Consider the following 25,697-nt stretch of genomic DNA (forward strand, 5'->3'; position numbering starts at 1 on the left):
AAAAATGGTCCCCTCTCCCTTCCCGAGCGGGAGAGGGGTGAGATGAGGGACGCTCCGCCTGCGCGGCGCCCCTCACCTGGTCCGGCAAAGGTCCGGAATGTCCGGACAGCGCCTTAGGCTACGGTGAGAGTCGCCGTCTTCAGATCGACACTATTCGGTCCTGCGGAAATCGTAAAGGTGCCCGGTTCGACGACGCGCTGCATGTCCATATTGTAGAATTGCAGGTCCGCCGGCGTCAGGTCGAACGTCACCGTACGGCTTTCACCCGGATTGAGGGTGATGCGGCTGAAGCGTTTCAGTTCCTTGACCGGGCGGGTGACCGAAGAGAAGTCGTCGCGAATATAGAGCTGAACCACCTCGTCGCCCTTGACCGCGCCGGTATTGCGCACGTCGATGGAGACAGTGACACCATCCGACACACCGATCGTCGCCTTGGACAGACGGGGCGCCGAAATATCGAAGGTGGTGTAGCTCAGGCCGTAGCCGAAGGGGAACAAGGGCGAGGTTTCGCCATCGATATAGCCACGACGCGCGGTCGGCTTGTGATTATAAAAGATGGGCAGCTGGCCGACAGTGCGGGCAATCGACACCGGCAGCTTGCCGCCCGGATTGGCGCGTCCGAACAGGATATCGGCGGCAGCCCAGCCGGTTTCCTGGCCCATGTACCAGCCTTCGACCAAGGCATCGGCCTTTTCGTTGAGCAGGTTGACCGACAGCGGGCGGCCATTGAGCAGGAAGACGACCGTCGGCTTTTTCAAGGCGAAGATGGCGGCAGCCAGATCGTTCTGACGCCCCATCAGGTCGAGCGAGTCACGGTCACCCATGTGATTGTCCGCCCAGGCTTCACGTGAGGTCTGTTCGTTATCGCCCAGAACCATGACGATGGTGTCGGCGGCCTTGGCGGCTTCGACGGCGTCAGCAATCAGCTTGTCATTGACGGCATCGGGCGTGAAGTTGATGACATCCTGGCCCCAGATGCGCTGTTCGGTAATACGGACGCCTTCGCTATAAGCGACGTCGAAGCCCTGCGCCTTGCCTTCGGCCTGAAGACCGTCGAGGATGGACACGACATGACGCGGCTTGTCGGAATAGCCGCCGATGGGCGTATCCTTGGCGTGGGTGCCGAGCACCAGCAGCTTGCCGACCTTCTTGGCGTTGAGTGGCAGCAGGCCAGTATTCTTCAACAGCACCACCGAACGTGTGGCCGCTTCGCGCGCCAGGGCGACGGCGTCTGGGGTGGCGGTCAGGCTGTCGGCTTTCTTGGCGTCGACATAGGGGTTTTCAAACAGGCCGGACTGCACCTTGATTTCCAGGATGCGGCGCACGACGACTGTAATTTCGTCTTCTGAAATGCGCCCCGCCTTCACCAGGTCGATCAAGGTGCCATAGGTCTGATTGTCCGGGGTTTCGATATCGACCCCGGCCTTGAAGGCACGATAGGCGGCTTCGGTCACATTGGGCACCAGTTTGTGCCGGGTGATCATTTCGTTGATGGCGAAATAGTCGGAGACGGTGACGCCCTTGAAGCCCCACTCCCCACGCAGGATAGTGGTGAGGAGCCATTTGTTGGCATGGGACGGCACGCCATCGATTTCGTTATAGGACGGCATGACCGCGCGGATATTGGTTTCCTTGACGATCTTTTCGAATGGCGGGAAAAAGTCTTCGCGCAGGGTGCGTTCCGACACCTCGGCCGGACCGACATTGGTGCCGTTTTCGGGCTGGCCGTGGCCAGTCATGTGCTTCAGGGTGGCGAACACCTTGTCCTTGGCCAGCGGCAGGGTCTTGCCCTGGAAACCGATGACGGCCGCCTTGCCCATCTCGCCGCACAGGTACGGGTCTTCGCCATAGGTTTCCTCGATGCGGCCCCAACGCGGCTCACGCGCCACATCGACGACCGGCGCCAAGGCCAGATTAGCGCCGCGGGCGCGCATTTCACGGGCGGCGACCGAGAAAATCTTTTCCGCCAGGGCCGGATCGAAGGACGAGGCCAGGCCGATCGCCTGCGGGAAGGAGGTCGCATCCTTGGCGACATAGCCGTGCAGCGATTCTTCGTGCATGATCATGGGGATGCCGAGGCGGGTTTGTTCGACCGCCCACTTCTGCATGGCATTGACGTGGGTGGCGGTTTCAAAGGCGTTGCGGTTGCCCATGGCGCCCGAATCACCGGCGCCGGTTGTCGTCGCCAGCCCCTGCTGGTCGGATGGACGCGCCACCATGCCCAGGCCATTCGGATAGACGGCGGAGGCCTTTGACGGATTGAACTTGCCGTCCGGGTCCTGGATGTCGCCCTTCTTTTGCCAGACGCACAGCATCTGCGCGACTTTTTCTTCCAGGGTCATCCGCCCAAGCAGGTCTTCGACACGTGCGTCAACGGACAGCGTCGGGTCCTTGTACGGCAGCTTTTCGGCTTTTTTCTTGCTGGCGGCCAATGCGCCCGAAGCGGTGGCGGCGGATAGAGCGAGCGTGGAGGCGCCGAACAGACGGCGCGTCAGGACCGGAGCGGTGATCTTCGTCATGGGGTATCCCTGCTGTGTTTTTTGTTAGACGTCATGAGTGCCGGGATTGGTGCCCCCCTGCGCTTGACGCCGCAATTGAAGAATGACACTGTTAGCGGTAACAAAGAAAAATTCAACAGGGAAATGTCATGAATCAAAATCTCACCCGCCGCGCGGCCCTGGCCGCCGGTGCTACAACCGGCGCGGTTGCCGCCCTTCCCGCCTTTGCCAGCACAGACGCGGCACTCAAGGATCTGGCTGCGGCAAAGGGGATTCGTTACGGCACGGCGGTGGGCATGAATGCGTTCTCCGACCCGAAAGTGCGCGACCTGATCCTGCGTGAATGCAACATCATCGTACCGGAAAACGAGTTGAAGATGTATGTCACGCACAACAAAAACGCGACCGACTACAATTTCAAACCGGCCGATGAATTATTGGCGTGGGCGCAGGCCAACCACATCGCCATGCGCGGACACAACCTGTTCTGGGCGCGCGACGAATTTACGCCGAACTGGCTGAAGACCTACGATTTCGGTCCCAAGCCGAAGGTCGCCGCTGAAAAGCTGCTCCGCGACTATATCGCCACCGTCGCCGATCATTATGGCGACCGCCTGACCTCATGGGACGTGGTCAACGAAACCATCGACCCGAAGACGGGCGAGGTCCGCGAAAATGCCTTTTCGCGCGTGCTGGGCATGGACACGATGCGTATCGCCTTCGAAGCGACGCGCGAGCATCTGCCAAAGACGCAGCTTGTCTATAACGACTATATGAGCTGGGAAGCCGGCAATGAAAACCACCGCAAGGGTGTGCTGACGCTGCTGCGCTGGTTCCGTGACAACAAGGTGCCGATCGATGCCCTGGGTGTGCAATCGCACATCGGCAACGGCTACGATCTTCTGGGCGGTCAGGTCAACCAATGGAAAGACTTCCTCGACGCCACGGTGGCGCTCGACCTCGACCTGCTTATCACCGAATTCGATGTCGATGACCAGACCATCCCGACGGGCGACATCGAACAGCGCGACGCCATTGTCGCCACGGTCGGCCGCATCTATCTCGACCAGATGCTGAGCTACAAGCAGACAAAGGACGTGCTGTTCTGGGGCATGCCGGACCAGTACAACTGGTTGCAGGGGTTCACCCCGCGCGCCGATAAGCTGCCGTTGCGCCCCACGCCTTACGACGATCAGTTCCGCCCCAAGCCCCTGCGCGAAGCCATCGCCCAGGCCTTCCGTCACGCCCCAGCCCGGTAGGACATCAGACATGAAAATCGCCATCACCCTCGCTGCGCTTAGGCTATCTGCGCTCAGGCTATCTGCGTTCAGTCTGGCCGCCGCTCTGTCGGCCTGCGCCACCCTGCCCGCGTCCGGTCCCCTCCCCACACCCAAGGCGGGACAGGCCGTGTTTTCGGATATCCGTCTCGACAGCCAGCGCCCCGGCCTGGCCAAGCCGACGACACCGCAATACGAAAACCCGATCCTGCCCGGCTATTACCCCGACCCGTCGATCACGCGGGTTGGCGACGACTATTACCTGGTCAATTCCAGCTTTGCCTACTATCCCGGCATTCCGGTCTTCCACTCGCGCGACCTGGTCAACTGGACTCAGATCGGCAACGCCATCGACCGGCCCGGCATGCTGGATTTTTCCGGCCTGGCGACATCGCGCGGTGTGTTCGCCCCCGACATCACCCACCATGGCGACACCTTCTACATCCTCAACACCTGCGTCGACTGCAAGGGCAACTTCCTGATCACCGCCAAATCCGCCGCGGGTCCATGGAGTGATCCGATATGGCTGCCGTTCGGCGGTATCGACCCGAGCCTGTTCTGGGACGACGATGGCCGCGCCTGGATCGTCTATAATGACGCCCCGGAAGGCACGCCGCTTTATGACGGCCATCGCGCCATCTGGTTGCAGGAATTCGATCCTAAGACCAATACCCTCACGGGGCCGCGCCGTGTGGTGGTCAATGGCGGAGTCGATATTTCGAAAAAACCGGTGTGGATCGAAGGCCCGCACATCTACAAGACGGGCGGCCATTATTATCTGATGGCGGCCGAAGGCGGAACCAGCGTAAACCACAGCGAGGTCATCCTGCGCGCCGACAGCGTGACCGGGCCCTACCTGCCCTGGAGCGGCAATCCGATCCTGACGCAGCGCGACCTCGACCCGGCGCGCCCCGCACCTATCACCTCAGCGGGTCATGCCGATCTGGTCCAGACGCAAAACGGCGACTGGTACGCCGTCTTCCTGGCGACACAGCCCTATACGGGCGACCTCTACAATACCGGCCGCGAAACCTTTCTGTTGCCCGTCACATGGACCGATGGCTGGCCGGTGATCCTGCCGCATGGCCAGGCGATACCGCGGACGGTGGATTGGCCTAAACTGCCCGCCCAGACACCGGAAACTAAAACCGAGACGCACTACACGCGCTTCTCGCACCACTATGGCTACAGCTATTCCGTCCAGGCACCGCTGGACTGGCTTCAGATCCGCACGCCGAAGACGCCGTTCCTGGAGGTCTTCGACACCGCGACGGTCGGGTTGACCGCCTTGCCCGAAGCCATAGGCGACCTGTCGTCGCATCCAGCCTTTATTGGCCTGCGCCAGCGGCACAACGAGGCGACCTTCCGCACCATGCTTAGCTATACGCCCCAGGCCGAAGGCGACCGCGCGGGCATACTGGCCATGCAGAACGACAATTTTTTCCTGTTCTTCGGCATTACCTTGCGCGACGGTCAGAAACGGCTGGAAGTGACCCGCCGGGCTGGGCCGACCGATCCACGCGACGGCGTGGTGGTGGCATCGATCCCCGCTCCCGCCGGTAGGGTCGCCCTGACGGCGGACTTCAAGGATGGCAAGGCCGTCTTCCGTACGGGTGATACAGTCGTTGCGACCGATGTAGATGCGACCAATCTTTCGACCGCCAAGGCCGGCGGCTTTGTCGGCACGGTGATCGGACTATATGCGTTCGGGGCGAAATAAGCACGCTTCGCCTTGCCGGATCAGGTCCCCGGCATGACGCGGGTGTTGACGGCCAGTTGCGCGGCGAAGGCCCTCATATAGGCCGGTCGCGCTTCACCCCGGCGAACATAGGCGGCCAGGTTCGGAAATTCGTCCAATATGCCCGAGGTTTTCAGCCTGAGCAGTACCGACACCATCAAGAGATCGCCGGCGCTGAACCCGCCATCGAGCCATTCGGCATCGCCCAAATGGGCAACCAGGGGCCTCAACCGGTCGCGTACGCGATCAGCAACCAGGGGCAATCGTTCGGCGGACCAGGACCGGTCTTTTTCGAACAGCTTGGCCGTGGAATATTCGAGAATGGGCGGCTCCACGGTATTGAGGGCGGCAAACATCCACGCAATGGCGCGTGCCCGCGCATGGGTGTCCTCAGGCAGCAGACCCAGATGATGCTGCGCGATGTGCAACACAATCGCGCCGGTTTCGAACAGGACCAGATCACCCTCCTCATAGGTCGGTATCTGGCCGAAGGGATGAAGCACCAGATGCGCCGGCGCCTTCATATCCTGGAACGAAACCAGGCGCACATCGTAAGGCTGCTCCACCTCTTCGAGCGCCCAACGGACACGCGTGTCGCGCGCCAATCCCCGGCCTCCGTCGGGTGAACGTTCAAACGCCGTAATAACGATAGTCATGGGGAAGCTCCTCTTCTGGCCGCTCTCGCTGGTCTAATCCCGTTTCCCGACAATGATGCCCCGGCCGTCCGGCGCAATATAGAGGGTGCCATATTCACGCGGATCGCCGGCGATGGCGCGCATCTGACCGAAGCGGTGCGCGTCGTCATTGATGCGTTCCCAAGTCGCACCGGTGTCGTCTGAGCGCCACAGACCTTCGACACCGCCGACCACGCCCCACAGGAAGACCGCCGGATAAGCATGGCCGGGCGCCGCCTTGCCGAACGTGACCTGCCAAGCCGTGTCGACACCCGCCACCTTGGCCGGTTGCCCATCGACGCTGTGGTACAGCCCCGACGACACGGCCAGCCACAGGTCACCGGTACGTTCAGGCACGGCGCGCAATTGTAAGACCCAACCCGGCTTTTCCAAAGTGAACAAAGCGGTGAAGGTCCGGCCGCCATTGTGCGATACGCGCGCAACGCCGGATGCCCGGTCGTAGACGTAAAAGACGGCATCGTTCACCGTGTCGGCGATGGCTTCCTGGCCGCGTTCGGGTTTGGGCCAGCCTTGCGACAGGGTCCAGGTCTGGCCCATGTCGTGGGAAAAATAGGCGCCCTCACCTTCCGGCACCCAAACCAGGGCCGTACCTTCGGCCGAAATCGCGATCTTGCCCGCGCGGTGCTTTTCCCAATCGCGCGTCGCAATGGGCGGCGGCGCGGACGGCAGGGGCGTCCAGGTGTGCGCACCATCATGCGAAATGAAGCCGCGCGCCGCCTCGAAATCGACGCTGCGCACAATCAGGTTGGGCTTTTTCGCCGCGAAAGCCACCGACTGGTTGGTCTTGTTGGTCGGGGTGAACAGGCCGTCCTGGGGCGTGCGCGTCAGGTCGGTGAAGGCGGAGCCGCCGACATCGCCCGCCGCCATGAGAACACGCGGCCCTTGCGGCGGGCTTTCCAGCCCGAGGATGACGGTCTCTTCCAAATTGTCGTTGCGGAAGGCGAAATCCGTGGTCTTGGCGCCGAAATTATCGGCCACCCACACGCCGTAGCCGGTGCCGTAGATCAACTCCTTCGGATTGAAGGGATTGATCTTCACCGCGTCGAGCCAATGGCCCATATGGTTGCGCGCCCCCGCGTCCTTGTCCGATCCGCCCATATAGGCCTTCAGCCACGCATGGTCCCCCAGGTCGTGCCGGGCCGTATCGCCGACCGCGCGCCAGGTCGCCCCGCCGTCGTGGCTGACATAGATGTCGTCATGGGTGGCGTAGCGGCATGAGGTCGAGACAACCAAGGTGCCATCGGGCGACAGGTCGAGCCCGGAATAGCCGAACGACGTGGCTGCGTCCGGCTTTTGCGGAGTGATGTCGGTCCAGGCATCGCCGTTCAGCTTGAAGACCGCACCGTCCGTAACGCCCCATGGCCCCAGCCCATCGGCGAAGGTAATAAAGGCCGTGCCGTCGGCGGCGACCGCCATCTGATGCGGGATCAGCTTTGGCGAACCGGGAACGCGCACAAACGTCTTGCCGCCATCGAGGGAGCGGTAAAGCCCGTCGCCGGTTTCACCCGAACCCACATAGATCGCGCCACCGGCCATCCGCACCACGCTAACCGATTTCGGCGTATAGCTGGCCACGCGGGCAAAGGTCACGCCCCGGTCATGGCTGACCCACAGGCCATCGCGGTTGGTGCCCAGCCACAGCGTATTGCTGTCGGCCGGATCGACCTGTAACCGTTCGCCCGTGCCACGGCCCATGGCATTGCCGCCGAGCTTGACGCCCGCCAGCCGGGTGATGGCCCAGGTCGCGCCGCGATCGTCAGAGCGGATGACGGCGCCGTCTGGAACCCGGTCGTTGAGGTAAAGCCCGCAGGTGGCATAGAGGCGGTCTGGATATTGTGGGTCGACCGCCATGGTCATGGTGCCAAAGCAGTCCCAGTCGGCCTTGCCGAAACCGTCCATCAACGGCATCCAGCGTTTTCCCGCATAGTCGTAGCGATACATGCCGCCGACATCGGTGCGGGCGTACAGGATGCCGGGTTGTTTCGGATGATAGAGGAAGCCGTCGACAAAGCCGCCGCCGTGAAAGGGAATGGTTTTCCAGCTGTACGATTCGGCCTGCGCGCTTACGCCCCCCGCCAAGAGACACACTCCGCCCAGCAGCCCCGCCCAAATAGCTTTGCCAATTGACTTGCCTGGCATGTATCTCTCCCGCGATTATTAATTGGCGCCATGTTAGCGCTATCTACGGGCAGGCAAAGCAAAAAATCAGGCTTCGGAGGCGTCCGGGGCTGTCGCGCGGGCTTCACTTTCGCGCCGCAGCGGCTTGCGCGTCGGGCAAACCTCCTGAAGGTAACCATCAAGCGCATTGACGATATGGGTTTCGACTATGCTGTAGTGAATATATTTGCCCACCTTTACGCCGGTGATCAGTCCGGCATTTTCCAGTATGCCGAGGTGTTTGGACAGGGAGGGCTTGGTCATATCGAAGCGGTCGGCGATTTCACCGGCGGTCATCGTCGCCTTCGACAGATAGGCCAGTATCTTCAGTCGGGGTTCGGACGCCATGGCGGCGAAAATCTTGGCGGCCTGGACGGTACGCATACTGTGACGCCTTTCGGGGCAAAACGATTAGCTTGTCAGCTAAACGTAGGCAGTTGGGCGCGAAAGTCAATCCGCGATCACAGCCTATACAAGCGTCATGACTTTTCACTCGTGACGCTTGGCAAGGCCGCCAGGCCGTCCAAACTTTGGCCGCCCGAGCTTATGCGAGGAGCCATGCGGCGCTTGAGCTGAACCAAAACTTATAACAACGCAGCGGTGCTAAACCGCGCACGTTGGGATAAGTCCGCTTGTGCTTCCCTCCGGCGCCTTGAGATGGCATAGAGGCGAACTCGCTTCGTGAAAGGTCCAGACATGTCCACTCCCATCGAAAATCTGACGCCCGAACAGGTCAATGCCGCGCTGGACGCCGGTGAAATCCTGCTGGTTGACGTGCGCGAACCGCATGAATTCGCCGCTGAACGTATTGCAGGGGCGGTGAACTATCCGCTCTCGACCCTCGACCCGGCGAACCTGCCGTCCGAGGCGGGCAAAACGGTCGTGTTGTCGTGCGCCGGCGGCGTGCGTTCGGTGACAGCGGCCAATGCCTGCCAGGCGGCGGGCATCGATATCCATCACCACCTGGCCGGTGGCCTGCGCGCCTGGGTTATGGCAGGCCTGCCGACCGAACGGTAAGGCTGGTCAGGCCCACCGGCGTATTAGTGGCCTGTCCTGCAAGACGACCGGCGTGAACACGCCGAACGAGACGCTGCCGCCGCAATGGAAATCGGCGCAACTGAAGGCCCATTCGATGAGGTCGAGATACATGGCGCCGACCCGCGCTTCGTTGACCAGTTGCCGCACGCCCTCCTCGCGCTGGCGGCCGCACTTATCGCAGGTGATCAGGATGCGCGTCTCCTGCGGCAGGTCGCGCAACTGCGTTTCACAAAACCAGGACGTGGACATGGGCGGCCTTCCTCAGAACTACATGTTCTTATTTTGTTCTCATTACTAGTGAGAGTCAAGGCGGGCCGCGACACACCTGTGGACGAGTAAAAAGTCGTGACGCTTGGTATTAATCCAAGGTGGAGCGATAGCGCAGCATGGCCACCGTCATGGCCGCGACGATAAAGACCAGCATTGGCCAGATATTCGGCCACAGGGCATGGAAGTCCGCGCCTTTCAGCATCACTCCGCGCACGACCCGCAGAAAATGAGTCAGCGGGAATATCTGCCCGATGTCCTGCGCCCAGGCGGGCATGCCGCGAAACGGGAACATGAAACCCGATAGCAGTATGGACGGCAGGAAGAAGAAGAAGGTCATCTGCATGGCCTGCATCTGAGACCGCGCGATGGTAGAAAAGGTGAAGCCGACCGCCAGATTGGCGATAATGAACAGCCCCACACCCAAGGCCATGATCCACGGCGAGCCAACAAACGGGACATGGAAGATGTAATAGGCCGCCAGAAGCACGATCCCGGTCTGGATCAGGCCGACCCCGACATAGGGAATGATCTTCCCCGCCATCACCTCCCAGGGGCGGGCGGGCATGGCCAGCAGGTTTTCCATGTTGCCGCGTTCGGTTTCGCGCGTCATGGCGATGGAGGTGATCATGATCATGGTCATGGTCAGAATGACCCCCAGCAGCCCGGGGACGATATTGTACTGGGAAATGCCTTCCGGGTTGTACATGCGGTGGATGACGATATCGACGGGCGGCGGTCCCTGGCCCAGGCCGGCCCATTCGCCCTTCAGGTCCTGCTTCAGGGCGGAGGTGGCGATCTGGTCCAGCATGGCGACGGCATTGCTGGCCGCCGACGGATCTGAGGCGTCCGCTTCAATGAGCAATTGCGGCCGGTCGCCGCGCAACATGGCGCGGGTAAAGCCGGCGGGCACGGTGACGACAAAGGCGGCGTCCCCCGATTGCAAGGCGCGGGTTGCCGCTTCGGCCGTACTGACCTGACCCGTAATGTCGAAATAGGTGGAATTTTGCAGCCCGGCCGTCAGCGACCGGACGATGGCCGAATTGTCTTCGAGGTATAACAGGGTCGGCAGGTGGCGCGGATCGGAATTGATGGCGAAACCGAACAGGGCCAGTTGCACCACCGGCACGACGATCATCATGCCGAAGGTCAGGCGGTCCCGCCGCATCTGAATGAATTCCTTGGTCAGGATGGCGAGGATACGACGCAGCCAGTTCATGTCAGGCCCTCACACTGTTGTCTTTAGACTGTCCCATCAGGTGGATGAAGACATCCTCGAGATTTGGCCGTTCCTGGCGCCAGGTAATGCCTGCCACCGCATGACGGGCAACTATGTCGCGCAAGCCCGCCAGGTCGCCGCCGCTCACGTGCAGCGCATTGCCGAAATAGGCGACGTGGTCCGCGCCCGCCTCACCGCGCAAGTTCTCCATCAGGTCGCGTACACCTGCCCCTTCGGCGATGAAGGTATAGAGGCCCGACTGCGTAATTATATCTTCGACCCGCCCTTGGGCCATCAGCTTGCCGTAGGCGATATAGACGATCTGGTCGCAGCGCTCGGCTTCGTCCATGTAGTGGGTGGAGACCAGCACGGTCAGCCCCTGGGACGACAGGCGGTGAATCTGATCCCAGAAATCGCGCCGCGCCTGGGGATCGACACCGGCGGTCGGCTCATCCAGCATCAGCATCTTCGGGCTATGCAGGGTGCAAGCGGCCAGGGCCAGACGCTGCTTCCAGCCGCCGGACAGGGTGCCCGCCAATTGTTTGGCGCGTGACGCCAGACCCAGGGTCTCGAGCGCCTGGTCTACCACCTGATTGCGGTTTTTCAGGCCGTACAGGTTGGCGACGAATTCGAGGTTTTCGCGGATGGACAGGTCTTCCCAATAGGAAAACTTCTGCGTCATGTAGCCGACATTGTTCTTGATCTGACGGCTCTGCTTGAGGATGTCGTAACCGAGGCAGGTCCCCTCGCCCGCATCGGGCCGCAACAGGCCGCACAACATGCGGATCGTCGTCGTCTTGCCTGAGCCGTTGGGGCCGAGAAAGCCCCAGACCTGGCCGCGCGGCATGGCGATATCGACGGCATCCACGACCTTGAGCTTGCCGAAGCTCTTGGTCAGTCCACGCACATCGATGGCAAGCGCCGCATCCGCCGTCACAGCCGTACATCCACGGGTTGGCCGGCATGGAGCGCGTTAGGGCTTTCGGGCGTGGCCTCGATCAGGAACATCAGCTTCTGGCGTTCGCGCACGCTATATATGACCGGCGGGGTGAATTCAGCGGACGGCGAGATGAAGCGCACCTTGCCCGTTTGCCCCTTGCATCCATCGCAGGAAATCCGCACCGAACCGCCGACGCGGAATTTCGCCAGATCGGATTGCGGTACGTAGAAGCGCACGAATTCACGACCTTGCGGACGTACGGTCAAGACCGCCGATCCCGCCGCGACAAATTCACCGGGTTCGCGCAGGCGTTCATCGACCAGTCCGGTCAGGCGCGCCTTCACGTCGCGGTCATCGACCGTATATTTCGCCCCCGCGACGTCGGCGCTGGCCGCTGCCGCCTGAGCCTGGGCGGCGCGTTGCTGATCCACGCGCGACGCCAGGCGTTTTTCTTCGATCTGGCGGTCGATATTGGCCAGTTGTGCCCGCGCCGATTTGGTGGCCGCGCGCAGACTGTCCATCTGGGTCGCCGAGACGTAGCCCTTGGGCTCCAGCTGGGCGTAGCGCGCTTCGTTGGCAAGGGCCAGGTCAAGCTGCGACTGGGCCTGAAAGCGCTGGGCCGTCAGGGGCGCGATATCGGCGTCACGCGCGCCCTTGGCCAGATCCGCCGCCTGGGCCTGGGCCGAGGTGGCGCGGTTTTCGGCCCCGGCCAGAGCGTATTGCGCCGCCGTCGCATCCAGCCGGAATAGGGGCTGACCGTCGCGCACCGTATCGCCGCGATCGACATCGACCGCCGACAGCCACCCCGATTGCGGGGCGGCAATGCTGACCGTCTGGCTTTCGACATAGCCGCCATAGCTATTGTCCGGTGTTTGCTGGCATCCCAGCAGGACGAGGAAAGTCCCCAAAAGCAGAGATTTACGCACCATGATTAAGTCCCCTCAGAAAGACCTGGACGTGGGTTTGCAGGTAGGGCAGCGGCGGAAACGGTGCGGCGTCCGTCCGCGAAAAAACGAGCGACCACATAAGCGACTTCAACAGGGGCGCAATGAACAGATGCGCCGCCATTTCGCCGGTGATGCCGCTGATTTCGCCGCGGTCGAGCGCGCGCTGAAACAAAGTGGTCAAGGCATCGATCATCTTGCCCACCACTTCGCGGCGGTAAAAGGCGGCCAGATCGGGGAAGCGCCCGGCTTCGGCGATCAGCAATTTGGGATAGACGGGGAGCTTACCAGCCTCGATCGCCGCTGCCGCCATTTCAACAATACGCATCAGCGCCGGTTCGATAGGACCGTCATAGCCCTTGAGAAAAAGCGAGGCTGCGGCGACGCGCGGGGCAATATCGCGCATGACCAAGGCTTCGAACAAGGCCTGCTTGGTCGGGTAATAGAGGTAGACCGTCCCCTTCGATACCCGCGCATTGCGCGCCACGTCCTCCATGCGCGCACCTTCGAAACCGTGCCGTGAAAACTCGTCCAGGGCCGCATTGAGAATATCGGCCTGGCGGACTTCCGGCGATTCACGGCGGCGGGACGGGGTAACGGGTTCGGACATTAGGCAACCTTATAGTACTGACCAGTCAGTACTATAAGCGGTAATCGCCTTGTCCACAAGGGGCAGTCAAGGTTGTGAAACAATCTTCTTGTCGAAATACGCGCACCGCGATATGAAAAAGCAGAATCGCTCTTGCGCACCGTCGAGATCCGCGGGCCGCACCGATTTGATGGGGGAATTTATGAAACGTACCTTGACCACCGGCGCGCTTGCGCTTGCTTTTTTGTGCGTCGGCATGACCGTTGCCGTTCCGGCCGCTCACGCCGGTCCGATTGACCGCATCCAATCCGTGAAGATGGAAAAGCCGGCCGAAGGCACACCGATATTGCTGATCCAGCCTGAGGTATCGCTGTCTCTTCTGACAGCGGCCGGCGGTCAGGAGCCGAAGGAAGAGTGGTCGCGTGACGCGCGCAAACATCTGGCATCCGCGCTGACCGGCCTATTGACGACGCGCAAATATAAGGTCTCCACGGTCGATATCCAGAGCTACGAAGACCCCGAAGCGGTGCAATTGCTCAAGCTCAACGAAGCTGTCAGCAACTCGATCACCTATAACATCACACCCGGCCTTATCATGCCGACCAAGCCGACCTTTGACTGGACGCTGGGTGATGGCATCAAAGCCTTGATGCCTGCCGACGGCACGTCACCGTCCTACGTCATGTTCGTAGACGCCAAAGGCACCTATTCCAGTGGTGGCCGGGCCGCCATGATGGTCGGCATGGCCGCCTTGGGTGTCGCAATGCCTATGGGCGGTCAGGTGATCCAAATGACACTGGTCGACATGAATACCGGCAAGGTCGTCTGGTACAGTAATGTCGCAGTGCCTCCCGGGATAGATATCCGTGAAGCCGCCGGCGCGCAGGTCTGGATGAATGAACTCGCCAAGAAGATGCCGCTGTGACACGCGCCATGCCGCTCGCACGGACACGCCGAAAAGGCCGAATTGCGTGGCGCTCGTCGATAGCCCTACCCATGACTTTGGCGATCGCTCTTACGCCTTGCCTGTATTCACAGGCTCGGGCGGGCGAAAGCGTGGCCGCCGCCACGCCCGGGGATGCAGAGCTGGATGCGCTGGACCGCAAGCCAAACCAGACTCCGGCCTCGGATACCTTGGAAGGCGGCATCTGGGCCGAAGTCGCAAAGGCTGAACATGCCGCCAAAACCTCCGGCGAACGCAATGCTGACCCCGCGCTCAACAGCTATGTGCGCGGCGTCCTTAGCCGCGTCGCCGGTCCCTATGATGGCGACGTCCGCCTTTACGTTATGGACCGCCCCTTTTTCAACGCCAGCATGACACCGACGGGCTATACCGAAGTCTGGACCGGCCTGATGCTGCGGTGCGAGACAGAGGATGAACTGGCCGGTGTCCTCGGCCACGAAACAGCGCATTTTCGTCACTCGCACGGCCTCAAGCAATTCGAGGCGACCCGGACCGGCCAGAATGTCGCGCTCGCCGCCACCCTGGTCATCGCCACCGTTTCGGTCGGGGCAACCGCCAATGCCAATTCCTATTCGGCAATGCGCAGCATCAACGATATCACGCGCGGACTGATCGATCTGACCTATCTGGGCACGGTTTCCGCCCTGATGAGCTATTCGCGCGAGCGCGAAAGCGAAGCCGACGCCTACGGACTAAGCTATGCCCGCAAGGCGGGCTATTTCACGGGAAGCGCCGCCGATCTGTGGTACGAAATCCAGGACGAAACAGCCGCCTCCGATTATGAACGGGTTCGCCGCATGGGCGGGCGGGCGACGATTTTCGATAGCCATCCCGTTGAAGCCGACCGCATTGCGGCCGCTAAGGCGCGCGACGCAGAACTCAATGGCGGCAAACCGTCAGTTAGAACAGCGGAGGAGCAAAAGGCCGCCCGCCTGGCCTATCGCGACCACATCCGCACCTATCTCGGTGCGTGGCTCAAGGACGATCTGCGTCGCCAGGACTATGGCCAGACGCTGTATCTGGTCAACCGCCTGAGCGTCGATGGCCAGGACATGGGCCTGCTCAATTTCTACAAGGGCGAGGCCTTCCGATTACGCAACGGCCGCCGCGCCGGCGGGTTGCCGACGGACATGGACAATGCCGTCCTGGCCTACAAGGCCGCCCTGACCTTTCCCGACGCACCCGTGGAAACCTGGCGCCAATTGGGGGATGTCCATCGTCACCAATTCGACTTTCTAGGGGCAATTGACGCATTCAAACACTATCTGGCGCTGGCGCCCAATGCCGAAGATGCCTGGATGGTGCAGGATCAGGTCGATACCCTGTCCAAGGATCTGATGCTGCCTGCCGCTACCGCCGAGCCGAAATCCGGCGCTGAACTGAAATCTGGGGGAACCAAATGACCATGAAAACCGTGCTCAAACTCGGCGCCGCGACGGCCGCCGCTGCTGTCCTTTTGACGGGCTGCGCCTCCGGACCGCCCCTGGTGCCGGCCGGCAAGATGTCGGTCGCCAGCAAATATAGCGTGACGCTGGACCGCAATTGGGCAGATGTCAGCAAGCTGTTCTTCCGGCGCGCGCCCAAGGTGCGCATCCTGTCCATCGATGGGGTGTTGCTGAACCGGCTCTATGTCTCGGACGGACTGACCTTCGTCGATCCGTTGATGGTGAACGCCATGCGCGGCGACACCAAGAACAGCCCCGCGCCGCGCGGCAAGCTCAACATGTCCTTATCCGAACAGATGGAATTCGTCTCATCGTCCCTGGCCACCATGGACTACCTCAAGGTCGAGACCAGCAATCCGAAGCCGGTGACGATCAGCGGCGCCAAGGGCGTGCGTTTTGAATTCACTGCGCGTACGGCCGAAGGGCTCAATCTGCACGGACTGGCCCAGGCGGTGTCTGACAAGGGATTGAACTACTATATCGTCTACATCGCGCCGGAAGAGCACTATTACGCTGCCAACCTGAAAAACGTCGTGGCGACCATGGATTCGGCCAATCTGCCGTAACGGCGAACTGACGCTCCTCTTTTACAATCTGCCCTTTAGTCCGAAACGTGTAGTGCACGTTTCGGACCTCAGCAGAGTGCGCCCACCGCCGAAGCTATACCTTGAGGAATATCTTCTTGAGATAGAAGGGCAGCACGAACAGCCAGCAGACAATCAGGATGAACAGGGCGTAGGCAAACGACATGGCGTAGGGATCGGGTATGAGGCGCGTCAGGAAGACGATCATGTGATGCGTCCATCCGGTCACGCCCATAAATACAGAGAACAGCCAGCCGAAGACATAGGCCAGGATGGCATTGGTGCCGAACACGCGAATAGGCATGGCCCATTTGGTGTGTCCCATCTTGTCCATGATCAGCATCAGTACGGACAAAATGATCATAGCCAGGCCGCTGGTCAGCAGGGCAAAGGACGGGGTCCACAGCTTCTTGATTATAGGCACCTGGCCATCCATGGCCAGGGCGCAGATGACCAGCGCCAATCCGGCAACCAGGGTGCCGCCGACGGCGCGGGCCGGCGTCTGCTTCTGGATGAACAGGCCGATCAGGATACCGGCCAGGATGTTGAAGATGGCAGGGAAGGTCGACAGCAGGCCTTCGGGGTCATAGACCACCTGCCCTTTCTCATTGGTGCCGCCCTGATAGATGTGGTGGATACCCGGAATGATGCGGTCGATATAGGATGACCAAGCGCCTTCCGGATCGAAGCGGTTGACGCCATAGCCGGGCACCGGGACAAACTTCACCAGCAGCACGTAACCGACAAGCAGTCCGAACGCCCATATGGCCAAAGGCCGGGGATGCAACACCAGCTTGCCGCCCGCTGCGTGACTGTGGATCAGGACCAGCCCGGCCGCCAAGGCATAACACAGGCCGATGCGTTGCAAGACGCCTGGAAAACGCCACATGGCGAAGTTGAAGTCCGGAAGCAGGTTCAGGAATAGGCCAAGCGCAATCAGTATGGCGGCCCGCCGGACGATATGCACCGCCATCTGAGCCTTGCCGCCGTCTTCCATACGCCGCCCCATCGACAAGGTCATGGAAATGCCGACGCAGACCATGAAGCCCGGAAAGACCAGATCGGTCATGGTGAAGCCGTGCCATTCGGCGTGGTCGAACGGCGCCCAGATATGCGACCAATCCCCGGCATTGTTGGCCAGCAACATGCCGATAATGAATAGCCCACGCAGGATATCGAGCGCTTCGAAACGCGTCTTGCCCGGCGCCTGAGACGCGGTTCGCTTTACGGCCGGTTTTTCCTTTTTTTCGAATTTCAGAATATCGGCAGCCATGCGCATCCCCTGTTGGTTTTCTATACGGCAACACTGTCATAGACGAAGAGGCTTGCCAAGATGAAAGTGGCGTTGTCCAGGTAATACCCAATGAAGTACCAATTAAAATGTCACGTTAACTTGACAGTTTTTCAGAATGTAAGGTTGACATTACACGTCGCCGATGTAAGGTAAGCCTTACATTACCCCTCCACCCCATGGATGCCCGCATGTCGTCTCGTTCTCCCGCCGCCCAATATACCATAGGCATGAGTGTCTGGATGGTCCTGTATATGGCCGCCATTATCTTCAATGGCATCTTCTTCCGCCGCTATACCGCCGAAGGCCCCCTGCTCTACGGGCTGGCCGTCATGCCCGCCCTGCCGATCGGCGGCACCATCCTGACCATGTTGCGCTATATCGAAAAGAGCGATGAATTCATTCGTGCCCAGATCACGCGCCGGTTCATCCTGGCCACCGGCATCACGCTGTTTATCTGCACGGCTTATGGCTTTATGGAAAACTATGCCGGGCTCCAGCATTTCGACCTCTACTATGTCTACATGCTTTTCTGGGCGGCGTTCGGCGTCATCAGCCTTATCCTTAGGGGGCGCTGATGAAACAAATCCTGCGTGAATTGCGTACCGAGATGGGCCTGACCCAGGCCGATCTTGCCACCCGACTGGGCGTCTCCCGCCAGGCCGTCATCGCCCTGGAAACCGACAAGCATTCGCCGTCGCTCGATCTCGCCTACAAGATTTCGGGCGTGTTCGACCGGCCGGTCGAAGAGATTTTCGAAAACCCGTACCGCCCGCCCCAAAGCTAAGCCTGCCCGTCAATACGATTCTCAACCCCGGCGTCTGCTTGCAGACCGCCTTAGCGCCCCCTTGCCTGCCGATCCCCCCTCATTTTCGTTCAAAGGAAACTTCCTATGTTCAATCGCTTTTGCGGCTCTTTTCATCGCCGTGGCATTTTCAACCGGCCTATGGCCTTGATCGCTATCATCGTCGGGATTGTCGCCGCCATATCGGCGGGCCATTCCCGCGCCGCCACGCCCTATCCCGACGCCGCCCACGCCCGTTTCACGGTCGAGGTCAGTGGGACAGGCCCCGATGTCATTCTCATTCCCGGGCTGGGCTCTTCAGGCGCCACGTGGGATGGCACGGTGGCGCATTTCAAAGGGCATTACCGCCTGCATGTGCTCACTCTGGCCGGGTTCGCCGGTGTGCCCGCCGGGGCCAATGGCGATGGCGAGGTCCTGACGCCGTCCGTTGCGGCGATTGACGCCTATATCAAGGCCAACCACCTCAATAAGCCCGTTGTGGTCGGCCATTCGCTGGGCGGGCTGATGTCGTTGATGCTGGCCAAGGCGCACCCGGAAGACGCCGGCCGGATCGTCATCGTCGATGCCCTGCCCTATGTCGGCGTCATCTTCAATCCCATGGCCACGGTCGATATGGTCAAGCCCCAGGCCACCGTCATGCGCGACACCTTGATCGCCGCATCGGCCGACGGCTTCAAAGCGCAACAGACCGCCGGCGCCGCCCGCCTGGTCACCGCGCCGGACAATCAGGCGCGCGTGCTGGATTGGTCCGTGACCTCTGACCGCCGCGTCTTCGCCCAGGCGCTGTACGAAGACCTGATCATCGACCTGCGGCCCGACCTGAAGGCTATCGCCACCCCCGCCACGGTGATCTTCGCCAGCGATGACGGCGCCGAAGCGATCTATAAGGCCAACTATGCCGGCAAGACCGACGTCACCTTTACCGGCATCGCCAAGGCGCGCCACTTCGTCATGCTGGACCAGCCGGACGCCTTTTACGTGGCTCTGGACGGGGCATTGAAGTAAATAAAAAGCCTGGGAAGTAAGTAAAAGGCCTCGGACGGCGGTCCGGGGCTTTTGGCTAATCCAATATCCGGCGGTAAACGAGGAAGTCTGTCTTTTCCGCCAGCGTGTTGTATAGAGCCTGCGCCGTCGTATTGGCAAAGTCCGTATTCCAGTACAGCCGTTCCGCACCCTGTGTGCGGGCGATATCGGACACCGCTTCGATGAGCGCGCGCCCCACGCCCTTGCCGCGCGCCCGTTCATCGACGTAGAGGTCTTCGAGGTAACAATAGGTCGTGCGCGCCCAGGTCGACCGATGAAAGACCAGGGTGACGAAGCCCAGGGTCACGCCGTCTTCGCGCGCCAGCAATAGCTGCATGGGTTCTTCCGGGTCGAGGCAGCGCGCGAAGGTAAGGTCGCTGATCTCATCCGGCAGGGGATGGTTATAGAAGGTCAGATAGGCTTGCCATAAGGGCCACCACGCCGCCTTATCCGCCTGAGTGGCCTGTTCGATCTGCATCATGGTCATCCTTCCCGCCATTGGTTCTCGCGCCTGGCGGGTTTTAGACCGCGCGCCATAAGCCGCGCAACACCATAGATTTTCGTTATACCAAAAACAAATAGTATCGATTTCATTTATGCGGAGAAACCCGGCACAACTGTCCTCATCAACTGAGCCTATCTGAGGAGATCGCCATGTCTGACGCAAAATGCCCGTTTCACCAAACCACCACCGCTGGCGCGCCGATCGCCGATAATCAGAATTCGTTGACCGCCGGAGCGCGCGGTCCGATTCTGATGCAGGACTACCAGTTGCTCGAAAAGTTGGCGCACCAGAACCGCGAACGCATCCCCGAACGCGTGGTGCACGCCAAGGGTTGGGGCGCGCACGGCACATTCACCGTCACCCACGACATCACGCAATATACCCGCGCCAAGATATTTGGCGAAGTCGGCAAGGTGACGCCGCTCATCACGCGTTTTTCGACCGTCGCCGGTGAATTGGGCGCAGCAGACGCCGAACGCGACGTGCGCGGTTTTTCGGTGAAGTTCTATACCGAGGAAGGCAATTGGGATCTGGTCGGCAACAATACGCCGGTCTTCTTCATCCGCGACCCGTACAAATTTCCGGACTTCATCCATACCCAGAAGCGCCATCCGAAAACCCATCTGCGCTCGGCGACAGCCATGTGGGACTATTGGTCGCTGAGCCCCGAAGCGCTGCATCAGGTGACGATCCTGATGTCGGACCGTGGTCTGCCGATTTCGCCCATGCACATGAACGGATACGGATCGCACACCTATAGCTTCATCAATGCCGACAGCGAACGTTTCTGGGTCAAGTTCCATTTCAAGACGCGTCAGGGCAAGGTCAATTACACCAACGCCCAGGCAGCGGACATCATCGGCCAGAGCCGAGAAAGCTATCAGGAGGCTTTGTTCGGCGCGATAGAGGCTGGCCGCTATCCGAAATGGGACCTGTTCGTCCAGATCATGCCCGAACTGGAAGCGGAAACGACGCCGTATAATCCGTTCGACCTCACCAAGGTCTGGCCGCACGGCGATTATCCGCTCATCCCGGTTGGCGTGATGGAGTTGAACCGCAACCCCGACAACTATTTCAACGAGGTGGAGCAAGCGGCGTATTCGCCCTCCAACATCGTGCCGGGAATCGGCTTTTCGCCGGATCGCGTGCTTCAGGCCCGTATCTTTTCCTATGCCGACGCGCACCGCTACCGTCTGGGCACCCACTACGAAGCCCTGCCGGTCAATGCGCCGAAATGCCCGGTCAACCACTATCATGCCGATGGGCAGATGCGGTTCTTCGATAATTTCAAGAACCCCGACGCCTATTACGAACCCAACAGCATGGGCGGTCCGACCCAGGCGCCGGAATACCGCGAACCGCCGCTGCGGATTTCGGGCGATGCCGACCGGTATAACCACCGCGAGGGCAATGACGACTACACCCAGGCCGGCAATCTGTTCCGGCTGTTCGACGCCGGCCAGCAACGCCGGACCTGCGAAAACATCGCGGGATCTATGAAGGGCGTGCCGGAACATATCATCGAGCGGGCCCTCGCCCACTTCGACCGGATCGACCCGGCCTACGGCGCCGGCATCCGCGCGGCGCTCAGCCACGGCGGCGATGCCGAGGTCCAGGCCACCCGCGACCTGTCGTAAACAAAAACCCCGCCTCGTGACAACGGGGCGGGGTTTAAGCTACTGGCGATTAAGCCTTCTTGACGAATTCGGTTCGCAGCACCAGGCCCTTGACCTTATCGGCATTGCATTCGATTTCGGCTTCGTCATAGGTCAGGCGGATATTCTTGATCAGGGTGCCGCGTTTCAGGGTCACGCCGCCGCTGCCCTTGACCTTAAGATCCTTGATCAAGGTGACGCTGTCGCCATCATGCAACTGCGTACCGTTGGAATCTTTTACAATCAGCTCATCTTCGTCGTTCGCCATCGGGCCCTCACTGGATCAGGGCCGCGAAATGCCGCCCCGGATGGCAAAGCCCCTACGACATGTGGGGCTTCTTGACTAGCCCTTGCAATAGCCTTCGTTGGCCGCAACGACCAGGCAATCGGTTTTTTCCGCCAGCCACTTCATGCCGGTGGCCGCGCCATTGCCCTTATGGATGACCAGGGGCGCGCCGTCGCGGGTGATATGGATGCCGTCGCCTTCCAGGGTGCCTTTGAAGGTGCGCGGCCCGTCGAGGTTTTGGATGACGACCTCATATTCGCTGCCCGCCGGAGTACCAGATGGGGTAATGGTGAGCGATGTGCCTTCCGGCCCGGTCCATTTGCCGACATAGCCAGTGGCATCGAAGCTCGACATCGCGCTGGACACAGCGTGTTGCGCAGCTTCGGCGGCGGTGATCGACATGGCGGCCGATTCGGACGACTGAGACGACGCCACTTCGTCCGAACTTGGCTTCGGCGTACAGGCGGCCAGCAGGGTGGATGCGGCCAACGCCATGCCGACGCTGCCTAAGGCAACGGTCTTGCCGAACGATCTCATTCAGTCTCTCCTAAGACGATATTCGATTTCGAGATTTAGGAAGGACGATCTCATGAAACCATGTCCGGCCTAAGGCTTTTTTATAAACATCTAATCAGAAATTCTGACAGGCGTGTGTCTGTCGGGTCTCGGCTTGTCTAGTGGCCAGGCCGTCGCTAAAAGGGCGCGACAGTCAGGAAAAAGCCCATGCCCCTCCGCGTTCGCCCCATTGCCCACGGCTCAGCCGATTACGCCGCCGCCGTCAATTTGCGGCGCGCCATCCTGCGCACGCCGCTCGGCCTGGACTTCACCTCGGCGCAATTGGCCGCCGAAGCAGGCGATACCCATCTGGGCGCCTTTGACGACGACGATCTGGTGGGCACGGTTCTGATCGCGCCCTATGATGACACGACGGTCAAGCTGCGCCAGATGGCGGTGGATGACGATCAGCAGGGCAAGGGCATAGGCGCGCAGCTTTTGAGCGCGGCCGAAGACGCCGCCCGCGCCGCTGGCAAAACCCGCATCACGCTGGCCGCCCGCCTAACGGCGCAAGCCTTCTATGAACGGCACGGCTACGCCGCAGAGGGCGATGTCTTCGACGAAGTCACCCTTCCCCACATAAGCATGCACAAGTCTCTCTGATTTTAGGCGTTTTTTCGGCTTGCACGGTGCGGCAAAAGCCATTATCAACCCGGCTCTTCCTCAGTTGCCCCTGTGGTGGAATTGGTAGACGCGCCGGATTCAAAATCCGGTTCCGAGAGGAGTGTCGGTTCGAGTCCGACCGGGGGCACCAGAATTTTTTCCAATATTAGAATATGCTATAAAGGCGAATAAAATAAGGGACTTAATGCTTCTTGAAAGTCTTCAGTTCGCACGTAGTTAAACTCCGTATTGGAATTATGTCCCTCAAGAAACTATTCGCATTGACCTTCGACAATATCATAATAAATCGATTTGCTGTTTTCCCCCTGCATTTTGCCCAACGATCAGATATTTACCAAGTTAAATGCGGATTTCCCAGCGTGGCTTGTGCTCAAAAAAAAATCTACGCTACCATTGAATGAAATGCTCCGTGACCGGGTTGCTTGACCGTACTGGACATGTCAAAACCCTCCGGAAACCGTTGAGTGTGAGGCCGTGACGAAGCAGCATTGCCCGACAGATGAAAGCGAAACAGGCGACCAGTATGGGTGATAATGTTGATGTCTATTTCTCTGCGGACATCGAGACAGATGGCCCCATTCCGGGGCCGTTTTCCATGCTATCATTTGGCTTAGTTTACGCAGGTCGCTTCGATGGAAAACGTTTCGAACGTCCCGATAATTACAGTTCATCTATCTATCGAGAGCTTGCGCCAATTTCAGATCAGTTTGAAGACGACGCTCTGAAAATAAATGGTTTGAACCGAGATGAGCTTGTGGTCACCGGAATCTCGCCGGAACGGGCAATGCTTGATGCGTATCAATGGGTCCACCAAATTGCAGACGGCGGGAATCCAGTCTTTGTGGCCTATCCGCTGAGTTTCGATTGGTCGTGGATGTACTGGTATTTCGTGAGGTTCTGTTCGCTGGGAACTCCGTTTGGGCATTCGAGCTGTTTCGATATTAAAACTGCAATCGCGTTGAAACTTGGGAGGCCCGTGTCAGTTTCGGGAAAATCAAATCTTCCTAAAAGGTTGCGAGCTGTTCACGCTCATACTCACAACGCACTTGATGATGCTATTGAACAGGCTGAAATATTTGCAAATATTTTCGAATGGGGGCGGCAAAGTTGAATTATCTGGACGAACGGCGTCAAAGAACACTTGGTATAATCAATCAATTGGAACAACGCTTGTCGTCCGTCGAAAAGATGGTGCGCGGAAAGGCATGTGTCTACGCGACCGGTTCTTTTGGAAGGCTCGAAGCAGGATCACAAAGTGATCTTGATCTGTTTATTGTCTCAAAAGTAAAAAAGCAGAAGCCCGCAGCAGTTAATGCGCTATCAAATCTCGACACTATACTGGTGAAGGCCGAACTGATAAACGCAGTTCGCGATCTGAATTTGCCGGACTTCGATGGCGATGGAAAATTCCTTGAATGTCATTCTACATTTGATTTTTTAAATCATTTAGGCGGGCAGGAAGACGACTATCGGAATATTCTGACTGGTCGGCTTCTTATGTTTATGGAGGGCAGGCCGTTAATCGGCGCAAAGGTCTTTGATTTTGTGATCGACCAGGTTCTTGAAGAATATTTTCGGGATTTTTCTGACCACTCTGACGGGTTCATTCCCGCTTTCCTATGCAACGATATACTAAGGCTTTGGCGTACTTTCTGCGTAAATTACGAGTTCGCACGCAGACGGAAGCAAAAGAAGGCCAAGGTAAAAAATTTCAAACTTAAACATAGCCGAATGCTGACTTGCTATTCGGCTATTTGCTTTCTCCTGTCTCGATATCAGAAAAATGGAACCGTTACGATTTCTGACGCCAAAGAAATGGTATATTTGACTCCATTAGATAGGATCGAAAGTGTCTCGCAATCTCAAAATTCCACCCACATCACATCAATAAAGCAGGAATTGTTTGCGGGATATGCCGATTTCCTCAAGTTGACTGATAAGCCTGAAGATGAGCTCGTTCTATATTTTGAGGACAATTATGATGAGCTTTCAAAAAATTCGTACCTCTTCGGCGACCAAATGCGTAATTTAATCTATAGCGTGGGAACAAACTCGAAGTTTATGCGCCTCTTGGTTGTATAATGACGGTGCTCTGGGCTGTTTTTTCGTCCGGGTTGTAGAAAGATGACCTCGCCGCACTATTGAGGCGACGTCGGTATTAACGCCGCCCCCCCCCCGCCCCGATAAGCGCTTAGGACGCGGCGGGCGGGGATTGCGCCTCCCGCTCATGCTCGGCAAAATAACGGCGGGCGAAGGCGACCAATTGGGCATCGGTCGGATGATCGACCGTTTCCCAGCCGACAACCCGCTTGGCGACCGCAGCGTGGTGCTTTTCGATATTTCGCCGGAAGTCGGCCTGGGCCATGTGCGACCCGACAACCAGTATTTCGGCTATACCGTTGAGCGCATTGCAGACTTCCGTGAAAAATTCATGCTCGGTCCGCACCTCGCTATTATGCTGGCGGGTATGGAGGGTCTTTTCGAATACGGTCTCGATTTCGACCTGCTTGGCATCGAATTGCAGGATTTTTGCGGTGTGATGATCGATGAGCAGTACGGCATGGAAAAATGACATCGTGATAGCTCCTTGAGAGGATA

The 25,697-nt window shown here is 59.5% G+C and carries 27 protein-coding genes and 1 tRNA gene; 14 read left to right on the plus strand and 14 right to left on the minus strand.

What is annotated here, in order from left to right; genetic code table 11:
- Positions 1 to 113 precede the first annotated feature (113 nt).
- A complete protein-coding gene (locus RCJ00_RS03210; RefSeq protein ID WP_316220235.1) occupies positions 114 to 2,519 on the minus strand; it encodes a glycoside hydrolase family 3 N-terminal domain-containing protein in 2,406 nt (801 codons plus the stop codon).
- Between the two features lie 128 nt (positions 2,520 to 2,647).
- Between RCJ00_RS03210 and RCJ00_RS03215 the strand changes: the two genes are divergently transcribed.
- Positions 2,648 to 3,757 carry an endo-1,4-beta-xylanase gene (locus RCJ00_RS03215; protein ID WP_316220236.1) on the plus strand — a complete coding sequence of 370 codons (1,110 nt, stop codon included), beginning with the start codon at positions 2,648 to 2,650 and terminating at the stop codon, positions 3,755 to 3,757.
- 10 nt (positions 3,758 to 3,767) lie between these two features.
- The gene (locus RCJ00_RS03220) at positions 3,768 to 5,495 is read left to right on the plus strand and encodes a glycoside hydrolase family 43 protein (protein ID WP_316220237.1); all 1,728 of its coding nucleotides are present in this window, start codon (positions 3,768 to 3,770) and stop codon (positions 5,493 to 5,495) included.
- 20 nt (positions 5,496 to 5,515) lie between these two features.
- Here the strand turns inward: RCJ00_RS03220 and RCJ00_RS03225 are convergent, their stop codons facing one another.
- From RCJ00_RS03225 to RCJ00_RS03235, 3 genes are all read right to left on the minus strand, one after another.
- Positions 5,516 to 6,169 (minus strand): glutathione S-transferase family protein, encoded by a 654-nt coding sequence (locus RCJ00_RS03225; RefSeq protein ID WP_316220238.1) that lies wholly within the window; start codon positions 6,167 to 6,169, stop codon positions 5,516 to 5,518.
- A 33-nt stretch (positions 6,170 to 6,202) separates the two neighbouring features.
- Entirely contained in the window at positions 6,203 to 8,347 is a 2,145-nt protein-coding gene (locus tag RCJ00_RS03230) for a WD40/YVTN/BNR-like repeat-containing protein (protein ID WP_316220239.1), read from the minus strand.
- Positions 8,348 to 8,413: 66 nt separating this feature from the next.
- Entirely contained in the window at positions 8,414 to 8,749 is a 336-nt protein-coding gene (locus RCJ00_RS03235; RefSeq protein WP_316220240.1) for a metalloregulator ArsR/SmtB family transcription factor, read from the minus strand.
- 312 nt (positions 8,750 to 9,061) lie between these two features.
- On the opposite strand from RCJ00_RS03235, the gene RCJ00_RS03240 reads away from it, so the two are divergent.
- Positions 9,062 to 9,382 (plus strand): rhodanese-like domain-containing protein, encoded by a 321-nt coding sequence (locus tag RCJ00_RS03240; protein ID WP_316220241.1) that lies wholly within the window; start codon positions 9,062 to 9,064, stop codon positions 9,380 to 9,382.
- Positions 9,383 to 9,388: 6 nt separating this feature from the next.
- On the opposite strand, the gene RCJ00_RS03245 is transcribed toward RCJ00_RS03240, so the two are convergent.
- From RCJ00_RS03245 to RCJ00_RS03265, 5 genes are all read right to left on the minus strand, one after another.
- Positions 9,389 to 9,652: a hypothetical protein gene (locus RCJ00_RS03245; RefSeq protein WP_316220242.1), complete on the minus strand. Its 264-nt coding sequence runs from the start codon at positions 9,650 to 9,652 to the stop codon at positions 9,389 to 9,391.
- A 109-nt stretch (positions 9,653 to 9,761) separates the two neighbouring features.
- Positions 9,762 to 10,889, minus strand: a complete 1,128-nt coding sequence (locus RCJ00_RS03250; protein ID WP_316220244.1) for an ABC transporter permease — start codon at positions 10,887 to 10,889, stop codon at positions 9,762 to 9,764.
- 1 nt (position 10,890) lies between these two features.
- Positions 10,891 to 11,826, minus strand: a complete 936-nt coding sequence (locus tag RCJ00_RS03255) for an ABC transporter ATP-binding protein (protein ID WP_316220245.1) — start codon at positions 11,824 to 11,826, stop codon at positions 10,891 to 10,893.
- Positions 11,823 to 12,758, minus strand: a complete 936-nt coding sequence (locus tag RCJ00_RS03260) for an HlyD family secretion protein (protein WP_316220247.1) — start codon at positions 12,756 to 12,758, stop codon at positions 11,823 to 11,825. The genes RCJ00_RS03255 and RCJ00_RS03260 overlap by 4 nt, the downstream gene beginning before the upstream one ends.
- On the minus strand, positions 12,748 to 13,383 hold the full coding sequence (locus tag RCJ00_RS03265) for a TetR/AcrR family transcriptional regulator (protein ID WP_316220248.1): 636 nt from the start codon (positions 13,381 to 13,383) through the stop codon (positions 12,748 to 12,750). The genes RCJ00_RS03260 and RCJ00_RS03265 overlap by 11 nt, the downstream gene beginning before the upstream one ends.
- A 181-nt stretch (positions 13,384 to 13,564) precedes the next feature.
- On the opposite strand from RCJ00_RS03265, the gene RCJ00_RS03270 reads away from it, so the two are divergent.
- The 3 genes from RCJ00_RS03270 to RCJ00_RS03280 all read left to right on the plus strand — a co-directional run bounded on the left by RCJ00_RS03270 (position 13,565) and on the right by RCJ00_RS03280 (position 16,337).
- Entirely contained in the window at positions 13,565 to 14,287 is a 723-nt protein-coding gene (locus RCJ00_RS03270; RefSeq protein WP_316220249.1) for a hypothetical protein, read from the plus strand.
- Positions 14,288 to 14,418: 131 nt separating this feature from the next.
- Positions 14,419 to 15,729, plus strand: a complete 1,311-nt coding sequence (locus RCJ00_RS03275; RefSeq protein WP_316220250.1) for a M48 family metalloprotease — start codon at positions 14,419 to 14,421, stop codon at positions 15,727 to 15,729.
- The gene (locus RCJ00_RS03280; protein WP_316220251.1) at positions 15,726 to 16,337 is read left to right on the plus strand and encodes a hypothetical protein; all 612 of its coding nucleotides are present in this window, start codon (positions 15,726 to 15,728) and stop codon (positions 16,335 to 16,337) included. The genes RCJ00_RS03275 and RCJ00_RS03280 overlap by 4 nt, the downstream gene beginning before the upstream one ends.
- A 94-nt stretch (positions 16,338 to 16,431) precedes the next feature.
- Here RCJ00_RS03280 and RCJ00_RS03285 read toward each other — a convergent pair whose 3' ends face one another.
- Entirely contained in the window at positions 16,432 to 17,628 is a 1,197-nt protein-coding gene (locus RCJ00_RS03285; RefSeq protein WP_316220252.1) for an acyltransferase family protein, read from the minus strand.
- Between the two features lie 209 nt (positions 17,629 to 17,837).
- Between RCJ00_RS03285 and RCJ00_RS03290 the strand changes: the two genes are divergently transcribed.
- The 3 genes from RCJ00_RS03290 (at position 17,838) to RCJ00_RS03300 (ending at position 19,456) form a co-directional block, all read left to right on the plus strand.
- Positions 17,838 to 18,224 (plus strand): hypothetical protein, encoded by a 387-nt coding sequence (locus tag RCJ00_RS03290; RefSeq protein ID WP_316220253.1) that lies wholly within the window; start codon positions 17,838 to 17,840, stop codon positions 18,222 to 18,224.
- Complete coding sequence (relB, locus tag RCJ00_RS03295; RefSeq protein WP_316220254.1) at positions 18,224 to 18,433, plus strand: type II toxin-antitoxin system RelB family anti-toxin; 210 nt, start codon at positions 18,224 to 18,226, stop codon at positions 18,431 to 18,433. The genes RCJ00_RS03290 and relB overlap by 1 nt, the downstream gene beginning before the upstream one ends.
- Positions 18,434 to 18,538: 105 nt before the next feature.
- The gene (locus tag RCJ00_RS03300) at positions 18,539 to 19,456 is read left to right on the plus strand and encodes an alpha/beta fold hydrolase (protein ID WP_316220255.1); all 918 of its coding nucleotides are present in this window, start codon (positions 18,539 to 18,541) and stop codon (positions 19,454 to 19,456) included.
- A gap of 55 nt (positions 19,457 to 19,511) precedes the next feature.
- Here the strand turns inward: RCJ00_RS03300 and RCJ00_RS03305 are convergent, their stop codons facing one another.
- Positions 19,512 to 19,955: a GNAT family N-acetyltransferase gene (locus RCJ00_RS03305; protein ID WP_316220256.1), complete on the minus strand. Its 444-nt coding sequence runs from the start codon at positions 19,953 to 19,955 to the stop codon at positions 19,512 to 19,514.
- Positions 19,956 to 20,128: 173 nt separating this feature from the next.
- Between RCJ00_RS03305 and RCJ00_RS03310 the strand changes: the two genes are divergently transcribed.
- Complete coding sequence (locus RCJ00_RS03310) at positions 20,129 to 21,616, plus strand: catalase (RefSeq protein ID WP_316220257.1); 1,488 nt, start codon at positions 20,129 to 20,131, stop codon at positions 21,614 to 21,616.
- Positions 21,617 to 21,665: 49 nt separating this feature from the next.
- Here RCJ00_RS03310 and RCJ00_RS03315 read toward each other — a convergent pair whose 3' ends face one another.
- Together RCJ00_RS03315 and RCJ00_RS03320 are read right to left on the minus strand one after the other, a co-directional pair.
- Positions 21,666 to 21,902, minus strand: coding sequence for an alkylphosphonate utilization protein (locus tag RCJ00_RS03315; RefSeq protein WP_023458741.1), 237 nt, complete (start codon positions 21,900 to 21,902; stop codon positions 21,666 to 21,668).
- A 75-nt stretch (positions 21,903 to 21,977) separates the two neighbouring features.
- Entirely contained in the window at positions 21,978 to 22,457 is a 480-nt protein-coding gene (locus tag RCJ00_RS03320; RefSeq protein ID WP_316220258.1) for a hypothetical protein, read from the minus strand.
- A 186-nt stretch (positions 22,458 to 22,643) separates the two neighbouring features.
- Between RCJ00_RS03320 and RCJ00_RS03325 the strand changes: the two genes are divergently transcribed.
- The 4 genes from RCJ00_RS03325 (at position 22,644) to RCJ00_RS03340 (ending at position 25,181) form a co-directional block, all read left to right on the plus strand.
- Positions 22,644 to 23,078: a GNAT family N-acetyltransferase gene (locus tag RCJ00_RS03325; protein ID WP_316220259.1), complete on the plus strand. Its 435-nt coding sequence runs from the start codon at positions 22,644 to 22,646 to the stop codon at positions 23,076 to 23,078.
- 66 nt (positions 23,079 to 23,144) lie between these two features.
- Positions 23,145 to 23,229: transfer RNA gene (locus RCJ00_RS03330), tRNA-Leu, on the plus strand.
- Positions 23,230 to 23,622: 393 nt separating this feature from the next.
- The gene (locus tag RCJ00_RS03335) at positions 23,623 to 24,210 is read left to right on the plus strand and encodes an exonuclease domain-containing protein (RefSeq protein ID WP_316220260.1); all 588 of its coding nucleotides are present in this window, start codon (positions 23,623 to 23,625) and stop codon (positions 24,208 to 24,210) included.
- Positions 24,211 to 24,269: 59 nt separating this feature from the next.
- Positions 24,270 to 25,181, plus strand: coding sequence for a nucleotidyltransferase domain-containing protein (locus RCJ00_RS03340; protein WP_316220261.1), 912 nt, complete (start codon positions 24,270 to 24,272; stop codon positions 25,179 to 25,181).
- A 109-nt stretch (positions 25,182 to 25,290) separates the two neighbouring features.
- Here the strand turns inward: RCJ00_RS03340 and RCJ00_RS03345 are convergent, their stop codons facing one another.
- Positions 25,291 to 25,674 (minus strand): hypothetical protein, encoded by a 384-nt coding sequence (locus RCJ00_RS03345; protein ID WP_316220262.1) that lies wholly within the window; start codon positions 25,672 to 25,674, stop codon positions 25,291 to 25,293.
- Between the last annotated feature and the right edge of the window lie 23 nt (positions 25,675 to 25,697).

The organism is Asticcacaulis aquihabitans (assembly GCF_032490435.1).
Taxonomy (GTDB): Bacteria; Pseudomonadota; Alphaproteobacteria; order Caulobacterales; family Caulobacteraceae; genus Asticcacaulis.

Bases quoted from the DNA above. Each gene is read 5' to 3' on its own strand.
- RCJ00_RS03235 (WP_316220240.1), bottom strand. From the start codon at position 8,749: ATGCGTACCGTCCAGGCCGCCAAGATTTTCGCCGCCATGGCGTCCGAA.
- RCJ00_RS03265 (WP_316220248.1), bottom strand. From the start codon at position 13,383: ATGTCCGAACCCGTTACCCCGTCCCGCCGCCGTGAATCGCCGGAAGTC.
- RCJ00_RS03310 (WP_316220257.1), top strand. From the start codon at position 20,129: ATGTCTGACGCAAAATGCCCGTTTCACCAAACCACCACCGCTGGCGCG.
- RCJ00_RS03285 (WP_316220252.1), bottom strand. From the start codon at position 17,628: ATGGCTGCCGATATTCTGAAATTCGAAAAAAAGGAAAAACCGGCCGTA.
- RCJ00_RS03250 (WP_316220244.1), bottom strand. From the start codon at position 10,889: ATGAACTGGCTGCGTCGTATCCTCGCCATCCTGACCAAGGAATTCATT.
- relB (WP_316220254.1), top strand. From the start codon at position 18,224: ATGAAACAAATCCTGCGTGAATTGCGTACCGAGATGGGCCTGACCCAG.
- RCJ00_RS03280 (WP_316220251.1), top strand. From the start codon at position 15,726: ATGACCATGAAAACCGTGCTCAAACTCGGCGCCGCGACGGCCGCCGCT.
- RCJ00_RS03335 (WP_316220260.1), top strand. From the start codon at position 23,623: ATGGGTGATAATGTTGATGTCTATTTCTCTGCGGACATCGAGACAGAT.
- RCJ00_RS03325 (WP_316220259.1), top strand. From the start codon at position 22,644: ATGCCCCTCCGCGTTCGCCCCATTGCCCACGGCTCAGCCGATTACGCC.
- RCJ00_RS03230 (WP_316220239.1), bottom strand. From the start codon at position 8,347: ATGCCAGGCAAGTCAATTGGCAAAGCTATTTGGGCGGGGCTGCTGGGC.
- RCJ00_RS03260 (WP_316220247.1), bottom strand. From the start codon at position 12,758: ATGGTGCGTAAATCTCTGCTTTTGGGGACTTTCCTCGTCCTGCTGGGA.
- RCJ00_RS03305 (WP_316220256.1), bottom strand. From the start codon at position 19,955: ATGATGCAGATCGAACAGGCCACTCAGGCGGATAAGGCGGCGTGGTGG.
- RCJ00_RS03240 (WP_316220241.1), top strand. From the start codon at position 9,062: ATGTCCACTCCCATCGAAAATCTGACGCCCGAACAGGTCAATGCCGCG.
- RCJ00_RS03300 (WP_316220255.1), top strand. From the start codon at position 18,539: ATGTTCAATCGCTTTTGCGGCTCTTTTCATCGCCGTGGCATTTTCAAC.
- RCJ00_RS03320 (WP_316220258.1), bottom strand. From the start codon at position 22,457: ATGAGATCGTTCGGCAAGACCGTTGCCTTAGGCAGCGTCGGCATGGCG.
- RCJ00_RS03225 (WP_316220238.1), bottom strand. From the start codon at position 6,169: ATGACTATCGTTATTACGGCGTTTGAACGTTCACCCGACGGAGGCCGG.
- RCJ00_RS03345 (WP_316220262.1), bottom strand. From the start codon at position 25,674: ATGTCATTTTTCCATGCCGTACTGCTCATCGATCATCACACCGCAAAA.
- RCJ00_RS03290 (WP_316220253.1), top strand. From the start codon at position 17,838: ATGTCGTCTCGTTCTCCCGCCGCCCAATATACCATAGGCATGAGTGTC.
- RCJ00_RS03220 (WP_316220237.1), top strand. From the start codon at position 3,768: ATGAAAATCGCCATCACCCTCGCTGCGCTTAGGCTATCTGCGCTCAGG.
- RCJ00_RS03315 (WP_023458741.1), bottom strand. From the start codon at position 21,902: ATGGCGAACGACGAAGATGAGCTGATTGTAAAAGATTCCAACGGTACG.
- RCJ00_RS03215 (WP_316220236.1), top strand. From the start codon at position 2,648: ATGAATCAAAATCTCACCCGCCGCGCGGCCCTGGCCGCCGGTGCTACA.
- RCJ00_RS03245 (WP_316220242.1), bottom strand. From the start codon at position 9,652: ATGTCCACGTCCTGGTTTTGTGAAACGCAGTTGCGCGACCTGCCGCAG.
- RCJ00_RS03270 (WP_316220249.1), top strand. From the start codon at position 13,565: ATGAAACGTACCTTGACCACCGGCGCGCTTGCGCTTGCTTTTTTGTGC.
- RCJ00_RS03210 (WP_316220235.1), bottom strand. From the start codon at position 2,519: ATGACGAAGATCACCGCTCCGGTCCTGACGCGCCGTCTGTTCGGCGCC.